This window comes from Steroidobacter sp. (assembly GCF_016790065.1).
Taxonomy (GTDB): Bacteria; Pseudomonadota; Gammaproteobacteria; order Steroidobacterales; family Steroidobacteraceae; genus Steroidobacter.
Map to the genome: position 1 here is coordinate 1 of NZ_JAEUPY010000027.1, position 7,800 is coordinate 7,800.

At 62.6% G+C, this 7,800-nt stretch carries 11 protein-coding genes; 3 read left to right on the forward strand and 8 right to left on the reverse strand.

Features of this window, described 5'->3' with window-relative positions; all coding sequences use genetic code 11:
• From JNL55_RS01105 to JNL55_RS01125, 5 genes are all read right to left on the reverse strand, one after another.
• A partial coding sequence (locus tag JNL55_RS01105; protein ID WP_293848388.1) for a heme biosynthesis HemY N-terminal domain-containing protein occupies window positions 1–279 on the reverse strand: 279 nt, incomplete at its 3' end.
• A 5-nt stretch (window positions 280–284) separates the two neighbouring features.
• Complete coding sequence (locus tag JNL55_RS01110) at window positions 285–1,259, reverse strand: uroporphyrinogen-III C-methyltransferase (RefSeq protein ID WP_293848390.1); 975 nt, start codon at window positions 1,257–1,259, stop codon at window positions 285–287.
• 133 nt (window positions 1,260–1,392) lie between these two features.
• Window positions 1,393–2,163 (reverse strand): uroporphyrinogen-III synthase, encoded by a 771-nt coding sequence (locus tag JNL55_RS01115; protein WP_293848392.1) that lies wholly within the window; start codon window positions 2,161–2,163, stop codon window positions 1,393–1,395.
• Complete coding sequence (gene hemC, locus JNL55_RS01120) at window positions 2,160–3,095, reverse strand: hydroxymethylbilane synthase (protein WP_293848408.1); 936 nt, start codon at window positions 3,093–3,095, stop codon at window positions 2,160–2,162. Before hemC ends, JNL55_RS01115 begins: the two co-directional genes overlap by 4 nt.
• 16 nt (window positions 3,096–3,111) lie before the next feature.
• Window positions 3,112–4,221, reverse strand: a complete 1,110-nt coding sequence (locus JNL55_RS01125; RefSeq protein ID WP_293848394.1) for an AI-2E family transporter — start codon at window positions 4,219–4,221, stop codon at window positions 3,112–3,114.
• A 117-nt stretch (window positions 4,222–4,338) separates the two neighbouring features.
• Here JNL55_RS01125 and JNL55_RS01130 point away from each other — a divergent pair, with 117 nt between their 5' ends.
• The 3 genes from JNL55_RS01130 to JNL55_RS01140 are packed head-to-tail and all read left to right on the forward strand — an operon-like array spanning window position 4,339 to window position 5,387.
• On the forward strand, window positions 4,339–4,656 hold the full coding sequence (locus JNL55_RS01130; RefSeq protein WP_293848396.1) for a DUF883 family protein: 318 nt from the start codon (window positions 4,339–4,341) through the stop codon (window positions 4,654–4,656).
• Between the two features lie 12 nt (window positions 4,657–4,668).
• Window positions 4,669–5,082 carry a phage holin family protein gene (locus tag JNL55_RS01135; protein WP_293848398.1) on the forward strand — a complete coding sequence of 138 codons (414 nt, stop codon included), beginning with the start codon at window positions 4,669–4,671 and terminating at the stop codon, window positions 5,080–5,082.
• Window positions 5,083–5,093: 11 nt separating this feature from the next.
• Window positions 5,094–5,387 (forward strand): YqjK family protein, encoded by a 294-nt coding sequence (locus tag JNL55_RS01140; protein WP_293848400.1) that lies wholly within the window; start codon window positions 5,094–5,096, stop codon window positions 5,385–5,387.
• Between the two features lie 16 nt (window positions 5,388–5,403).
• Here the strand turns inward: JNL55_RS01140 and JNL55_RS01145 are convergent, their stop codons facing one another.
• The 3 genes from JNL55_RS01145 to JNL55_RS01155 form a co-directional block, all read right to left on the reverse strand.
• Window positions 5,404–6,144: a LytR/AlgR family response regulator transcription factor gene (locus JNL55_RS01145; RefSeq protein ID WP_293848402.1), complete on the reverse strand. Its 741-nt coding sequence runs from the start codon at window positions 6,142–6,144 to the stop codon at window positions 5,404–5,406.
• A 33-nt stretch (window positions 6,145–6,177) separates the two neighbouring features.
• Window positions 6,178–7,290, reverse strand: a complete 1,113-nt coding sequence (locus JNL55_RS01150; RefSeq protein WP_293848404.1) for a sensor histidine kinase — start codon at window positions 7,288–7,290, stop codon at window positions 6,178–6,180.
• A gap of 10 nt (window positions 7,291–7,300) precedes the next feature.
• A partial coding sequence (locus JNL55_RS01155) for an NAD(P)-dependent oxidoreductase (RefSeq protein WP_293848406.1) occupies window positions 7,301–7,800 on the reverse strand: 500 nt, incomplete at its 5' end.

Genomic DNA, 7,800 nt, shown 5'->3' on the forward strand with positions numbered 1-7,800 from the left:
TTCCGACAACTCCAGGATGCCCTGAGCGAAGCTGCGACGAGCACGCTCATGGCGACGCGCCTCTTGCGCGGTTTTCCAAACGCGACGTGCGGTGATCAGCTTGATTGCCAAGCGGATCAGGAAATAAGCCGCAACCAGCACCAAGCCGAAAGTGACTGCCGACATTTCGATCAGCCGGCCGGCGAAACGCAGCGCCACGTAGCCGGGATCGCCCAACAACATGTTGGCGATCAAGCCCGCGACGATCATTGCCCCAGCGATGTACAGGCCGCTTTTCATCGCGGTTACTCCGGCCCTCGGCGCGACGACACCATCCGTCGCAACGTATTGATCGAACCGGTCACGCTGGGCAGCGTGGGATCGATGTTGACCGGCTCCAGGGCTTGCACTTCAGTCAGCAACGCCTGGGCGGCGGGCTTGGAAAGATCGAAGAACTCACCCAGCGCGCGTCGTGCGCTGGCCAGCGCCGTGCGATACGCCTGTTCATCGTGACGTGCCACTGCCGTGCGTGCCGCGAACAACAGCAATTGCAAATGCTGGCGCTGCAGCTGGGCTTCTTCGGCGGTGATGACGCGACCCGATAGGTCGTCGACCTTACGCACCACGATCAGATTCGAAAACGTCTGCGCGACGATGGCGCCGGCGCGAGCAAACATTCCGTCGGGCAAGGTGCTGCGATCGAAGGCTTGGCGCTGGGTGGCGAGAACGCCTTTGACCGGCGCGTCGGCCGCGCTTTCTTCGGCGCTGCTCAGGCGTGACAACAGGCCGGTGACATCGGGAAGTTGTACGGCGCGCAGCGCTTGTAGTTCCTTGGCAATTTCCTGCCGAACCGCAGCGAACGATGCATCCTTGAGGGACGCCAGTCGCAGGTCTGCCGATTCGAGTGCCACCACGGCAGTCTCGACATCGCGATCCAAAGTCAGCCGGCGCTGCGCCAGTTCCAAAAGAAACAATGCCTCGGCGCGCGACCAGGCGCGTTCCGGGCCTTCGGCGCGACCCCGCAGCTCTTCGACCGACGAAGCGAGTTCTTGCAGCTGTTGAGGTGCGTCGTTGAGCGTATCCAAACGACGGTTCAGATCGCGGTGGGCCTGCCGTTCGCGGCTGGCCTGGCTCTTCAGTTCAGCCCGCAACAATTCCTTGTCGGCATCGGCCGCGGCCACTGCCGCATTGGCCGTGTCGAGCTTGTCCCGCATCGAGTCGAGCCGCACCAGGGTATAGCCGGCGGTAGCCATCGCCAGTACCGCGATAGCCGTGGTCAATCGGCTGTAAGTATGCGCACGGCGGTTCCCAGACGAATCGCCGGGAACAGACGAAGTGATGGTTTCCGGACCGGTCTCGGCCATAGCAAAAAGCGCTGTTATCGACCCGCGTATCGTAACACGCGGTCAACCTTCAGGCGGCTCGAGCGCGGGTTCGCCAGTTGGCCAAAGCACCGATCATCGAAGCATCGTCGGCGCCGTTCGCGACAATCACCGTACCGTTCAAGCCCGCAGCCTGGGCTGCTTCGGCGATGCGCCGGCTGGCCACTAATAACGCTGTTTCGCGCAACAGCGCTCGGCCACGGTCGGAAAGGATCTCGATCAAGTTATGCAAAGTTTCAATACTGGTGGCGGTTACCACGTCGATGCCTTCGTTGGCCCACCGCAGTTCTACCGCCTGGCGAGTGGCGTCATCGATGGTCGGACGCACGCGTTTGTAAACTTCGCGGGTTTCGACGACCAGGCCGCGTGAGGTGAACGACTCCTGCAGCAGTTCGCGCCCGCCGTCGCCCCGAACGATTAGCACGCGGGCGCCATCGCCCAATGTGAGATCTGGATGCGCCAGTAACGCTTCGCTATTGAAACCGGCTTCCGGAACGATGTCGGCCGGCAGTGAGGTTTGTGCCAAGGCGGCCGCCGTCGCCCTGCCGATGGCCGCAACGCGAGCAGTCGGAGCTTTCTCGATCAACTGCACGCCATGCGCCACCGCGTTCACACTGACGAACACGATCAAGTCATGGCCACTGGCAGCAGCGGCGGTCAGCGGAGCGATTTCGACGGCGGGAAATGCAATGGCGGCGGCACCGTGCTGCCCGAGCTGTTCACACAAGCCTGCGGCTTGCGAAGCGGGTCGAGTGACGAGCACCGTCAGTTCGGCCAGTGGTGGCATGACCTTCGGAATCATTTCGGCTCCTGCCGCAGGCGTTCCAACAATTGCTCGGCACCGTCTTTCAACAATGCTTCGGCAAGACGCACGCCGATCTGTTCGGCGTCGGCAATCGTGCCGAGTTGCGAACCTCGATACATCTCACTGCCGTCGGGCGCGCCGATGACGCCGTGAAGCTGCAGCTGAGTGCCGTTGAGCGTCGCGAAGCCGGCGATGGGTGATTGGCAACTGCCTTCCAAGCGCTGCGCGAACGCGCGTTCAGCGAGACAGCACTGCCAGGCTTGGGTGTCATTCAATGCGTGCACATATTCTATGTTGCGTGCGTCGTCGGAGCGGCATTCGATGCCGATGATGCCTTGGCCAACCGCGGGCACCGAGCGATCCGGCGTGAAATACTCAGCGATTCGACTTTGCAGCCCCAGCCGAATCAGGCCGGCCGCGGCCAGAATGATCGCGTCGTAATGGCCTTCGTCGAGCTTGCGCAGTCGGGTGTCGACGTTACCGCGCAGAGTGATGAGTTCCAGATCCGGCCGAGCGTGTTTCAACTGACACTGTCTGCGCAGGCTCGAGGTACCGACGCGCGCACCTTGCGGCAGATCGTTGAAGCTCTTGAAGCGGGAAGAAACAAACGCATCGCGCGGGTCGGCTCGCGTCAGCATGGCGACCAATGCAAACCCGGGTGGCATCTCGCTCGGCACATCTTTCATGGAATGCACGGCGATATCGGCGCGCTGCTCGGCCATCGCCAATTCCAGTTCCTTGATGAACAGGCCTTTGCCGCCGATGTCGGCCAGCGGCCGATCCAGGATCCGGTCGCCTTGCGTGGTCATGGGCACCAGCTCGACCGTCAGGCCGGGGTGTTTGGTTCGCAGTAGGGTGGCGACATGTTCGGCCTGCCAAAGGGCGAGGCGGCTCTGGCGCGTAGCGATGCGCAATGTAGGCTCGGAAATACTCATTCCAATTCGGTCACGACAAGTCAGTCACAAGCGCTTTTTCGGCGCGGCGAATCTCTAGGCGGAAGCGGATCAGCGCAATGATCAGCGCCAGAATCACCGGGCCCAGGAACAGGCCGATGGCGCCGAATGCGGCCAGGCCGCCGAGCACACCGATGAATACCGTCAGCGTGCCAACGTTGGCGCGGCCCGAGACCAGCATCGGTCGCACCACATTGTCGACCAACGACACCAGCACTGCACCCCAGATCAACATGAAGATGGTCGCACCCCAGCGGCCTTGCGCAGCCAGCACCAACGCCGCCGGTCCCCACACCAGCGCGGTGCCGCCGAAGGGCAGCAAGCCGACCAGTGCCGCAATCACGCCGAACACGATGGGCGAGGGCAGACCCACGATCAAAAACGAGATGCCGACCAGTGCGCCTTGGATCAAAGCAGTCAGCCCGGTGCCGTACACCATGGCGCGGGTCACCGCTGCCAGATGATCGAACAGTTTGACCTTGTAGGATTCTTTCATCGGAATCAGCTCGCGCGCGGTGTTCATCATTTCGCCGCCGTCCCGAATGAAAAAGAACAGCATGAACTCCATCAGCACGAAACCCACCACCGTGCCGATCGCGCCCATGAACACCTTGCCGGTGAGCGAAGCCAGCGTTTGCAGCGCTTCGCGCGAGCCTTGCGTGAACCAGCTTTGCAGCTGCGCGAGATCCACGTCCAACGTGTCGTTGAGCCAGGTCAGGCCCTGGCTCACCCAGGGAACATTCGCCAGATTCAGCACGTTGCCTTTCGTCTGGTCCGCCACCCGGTCTTGCACGATCTGCAGCAGGTCGCCCACTTGCGCGGCGAACGCCGCACTCAGCGCGGTCAGCGGACCGATGATGACGACGAAGGTGAGCACGGTCAGCACCGCTGCCGACCATTGCGGTTTACCTCGCAGCCGGGCCGCCAGCTGCAGGTGCAGGGGATACAGCAGAAACGCGATGAAGATCGCCCACAGCAGTGGCCCCAGGAACGGCTGGACGATCTTGAACAGCGCCCAGCCCAGCACCAGGCACGTCACCAATGAGAACGTGCGCGCGTAGAACCGATCGTTGGCCGGTGCGACGCGTGGCGGTTGAGTCATGGGTGTTGCGTTCCAAGAGGCCGCACTGAGCGAGGCGGCAACGGCCACCATGCTAGCACCGCCGCCGCCGCCCTGGTTTGCTACCATCTGCCAGCACAAGCTCGAGAGGAATGACTCATGAATGCCCAAGCCGAAGTTGAAGTGAACACCGACCAGCTGGTCGCCGACCTGAAGACGGTCGTGCAGGATGCCGAGGCACTGCTGAAGGCCACTTCGGCGCTGACCGGCGAAAAAATCCAGGAAGTGCGAGCGCGTGCCGAACAGTCGCTGCGCCAGGCCAAGGAACGCCTCAGCGAAGTGGAAGAGGAAGCGCTGCGCCGGGCCCGCGAGATCGCGGACGCCGCCGACGAATATGTGCGCGAAAATCCGTGGCAGTCGGTCGGTATCGCTGCCGGTATCGGCCTGGTGTTGGGGCTGTTGCTCGCCCGCCGGTAACCCGCGCGCGTCATGGCCGTGGATACACACGATCCGAGAATCGGCACCGAGCGACCGGTTGCCGGCTTGTTTCAGTCGCTCAATAACTTCCTGGCGACCTTCGTCGCCATCGTGCACACCCGGCTGGAGTTGATCACCACCGAGCTGCAGGAGGAAGTGCGGCAGGTCGGCGGGATTTTGTTATGGGCCTTCGTCGCCGCGTTCGCGGCGATGATGGGTCTGTTCCTGGCGGCGCTGGCGGTGATTTTCATTTTCTGGGACACGCACCGAGTGGCCGCCTCCCTGGCCATGATCGGTTTGTTCCTGGTGGTGGCCGTGGTGGCCGGCTTGATCCTGAGACACAAGCTGAGTACCAAGCCGCCGCTGCTGGACGACACCTTGGCCGAACTCGCCAAGGATCGCGATCAGCTGAAGGCACGTCTGTAAAGTGAGCCGTTGTGAGTAGTGAGCGTTTCCACCAGTTAACTACCAAGCACTCCAACCTGCGTTTGCGTGCAGCCGTGCAGCGTCGTGAGCTCGGCTCGACCATGAACGAGATCGAGCATCATCTGAGCGGCCTGGATCGAGGCATCGGCGCCGCTCAGCGCATGATCAAAAATCCTGCGTTGTTGGTGGGCGGCGTGGCGCTGGTGGCGCTGATCGGCCCGAAGCGATTGGTTCGCTGGGCCAGCCGTGGCGCGCTGCTCTACTCCACGGCCAAGCGCTTGATGCGCTTGCGCCGGCCGGATTGACTGTGCTTACCGACGACTAATTACTTTCGCCGCGAATGCGCCGGAGCAGTTCCGACGCGTGCCGCCGGCTGACTTCCAGCACATCGCCGGTTTCGCGAACCCGCACCACATACTGACCTGAGTCCGTGCGCTCGACTGCGGAGATGTATTTTTCCGCGATCAAGGCGTTGCGATGGATCCGCAGAAAGTCCGGTGCGAATTCCTCAGCCAGCGCTTTCAAGGATTCGTCGATCAAGCTTTCGCCACCCTTGTGGCGCACCGTCACGTACTTCTGATCGGCGACGAAATAATAAATATCGGCGATGGGAATCAGCTTGAGCGTTTCGCCCAAACGCGCGCAGACCTGTTCGCGACGATGCTCGAGGCGCGCAGTCTCGGCGACTTTGACTAGACGGTTCGGGGAAATGCGCGAGGCGTGGCGAAGCGCATGCGCGAGCTTTTCCTTGCGCACCGGCTTGAGCAGGTAACCGACGGCTTCGGTCTCGAAGGCCTCGACGGCGTACTGATCGTAAGCGGTGGTGAAAATGACGGCCGGAGGATCTTCCAGCGTATCGATGTGGCGCGCCACCTGGATGCCGGACAGGCCGGGCATGCGCACGTCGAGCAGGATCACGTCCGGGCGCAGTTCGCCGCAAGTGGCCAAGGCGCTTTCGCCGTTGTCGGCCTCGCCGACCACTTCGCAGTCCTCGATTTCTTCCAGCAGCCGCCGCAGCCGTTCCCGCGCCGGCGACTCGTCATCCACAATTAACAGACGCATCTGTTTTTGTTACCCGCCCGATCCAACGCGGTGCTAACCGCTGACCATATCCTCGCCAGCATACGGAAAGATCAGCCGAGCGCAAAATTCCCCATCGCGCTGTTCGGTCTCGATCCTGGCGCGACCGGGCCAGGCCAGCTCCAGCCGCTGCCGGATATTTTCCAGCGCCATCCGATTACCTTCGCGATTGGCGTAGCCGGACTGCGCCAGGATGGGGTTGCGCACCTCGATGTGGACCTGATCGTCCCGCCGTCGGCCGACGATGGACACCTCGCCGCCGCGCGGCAGGGTCTCGACGCCGTGATACACCGCATTCTCCAACAAGGGCTGCACGATCAAGCTGGGCACCAGCGTGCGCATCGGCAACTCATCCACATCCCAGCGCACAGTGAGCCGATCGCCCAACCGCAGCTGTTCGATGCGCTGATGGGTGCGTGCGATCTCCAGCTCGTCTTTCAGCGAAATGCGCGCGCTGGCGTCGCTCAGGCTGGCGCGAAACAGGTCGGCCAGATCTTCGACCGCCTGCTCGGCGCGCTCGGGACTCGAACGGGTCAGCGCGGCGATGGTGTTCATGCTGTTGAACAGGAAGTGGGGCCGGATGCGAGCTTGCAAGGCGCGAATGCGCGCCAGCGCCTCCTGCTCGATGCTGCGTTTCCATTCGGCGCTGACATAGAAGTAGCGCAGCGCCAACGAGCTCACGATGAATCCGACCAGGATGTTTCTGAGTACGAAGCCGGCGTGATCGTGCGGAAAAAAGCCGGGCGTGACGTTGTTCAGATCGCCGCTCCACAGCTGCCCGACTCGAAACACGATCTCCGAGACCAGGCCGATGGTGGCGACCAGCAGCGCGATGGCGATCATCGCGGCACGCTGCGGTTTCAGGGTTTGCAGCCACGGCCGCGCACGACACATCACGGCGGAGCAGGTCAGCCCGACCCACAGAAGAAACATTGAGCCGCCGGCCAGATCCATCCAGAAGTTGTCGTGCAACGCTTGCCGCGCAAGCGCGATGACCAATGCCACCAGCTCGGCGATCAGCACCATCGCGAACACTGCGGGCGAGGCGCAGAAGTCCGGCAGAAAAAAGGTGGGCGCCTTGGCGGCGGGCGGCGACGGAACGCGAGTCTCGGGAGCGGTCGTCGCCACTAGCGCACGATCAAGGTTTGGGTTTGTGCGCGCCGCTGTCTTGGGCCGCTGCGAACATCGCGTCCTTCAGACGGAACAGCGTGGAGATGTCCTCGTCGCCATGACCTTGTTCGATCAGCCGCCGGTAATGCACCAGCGTCATTTCGATCAAGGGCAGCTGCACGCCATGGCGGGCGGCCATTTCGCGGCAGATCTTCAGATCTTTTTCATGCAACCGGACGCGGAAGCCGGCTGGGTAGCTGTCTTTCAGGATGTTGGGTGCGCGATTGACGAAGTACCAGCTCGAGCCCGCGCCCTTGCCGAGCGTATCGATCAAACGATCCAACGGCAGGTCTTCGGACTTGGCGAACGCCATGGCTTCGGCGACGGCTTGGATTACACCGGCGCACATGATCTGGTTAGTCGCCTTCGCTGCTTGGCCGGAGCCGCTGGCACCGAAGTGAGTCACGGCTTTGCCCATGGCTCGCAATACCGGCTGCGCGCGTTCGAATGCTTTTTCATCGCCGCCGA

What these genes read in the sequence shown, in the direction of transcription:
- JNL55_RS01115 (WP_293848392.1), bottom strand. Translation starts at nt 2,163, where the DNA reads ATGATTCCGAAGGTCATGCCACCACTGGCCGAACTGACGGTGCTCGTC.
- JNL55_RS01125 (WP_293848394.1), bottom strand. Translation starts at nt 4,221, where the DNA reads ATGACTCAACCGCCACGCGTCGCACCGGCCAACGATCGGTTCTACGCG.
- JNL55_RS01130 (WP_293848396.1), top strand. Translation starts at nt 4,339, where the DNA reads ATGAATGCCCAAGCCGAAGTTGAAGTGAACACCGACCAGCTGGTCGCC.
- JNL55_RS01135 (WP_293848398.1), top strand. Translation starts at nt 4,669, where the DNA reads ATGGCCGTGGATACACACGATCCGAGAATCGGCACCGAGCGACCGGTT.
- JNL55_RS01145 (WP_293848402.1), bottom strand. Translation starts at nt 6,144, where the DNA reads ATGCGTCTGTTAATTGTGGATGACGAGTCGCCGGCGCGGGAACGGCTG.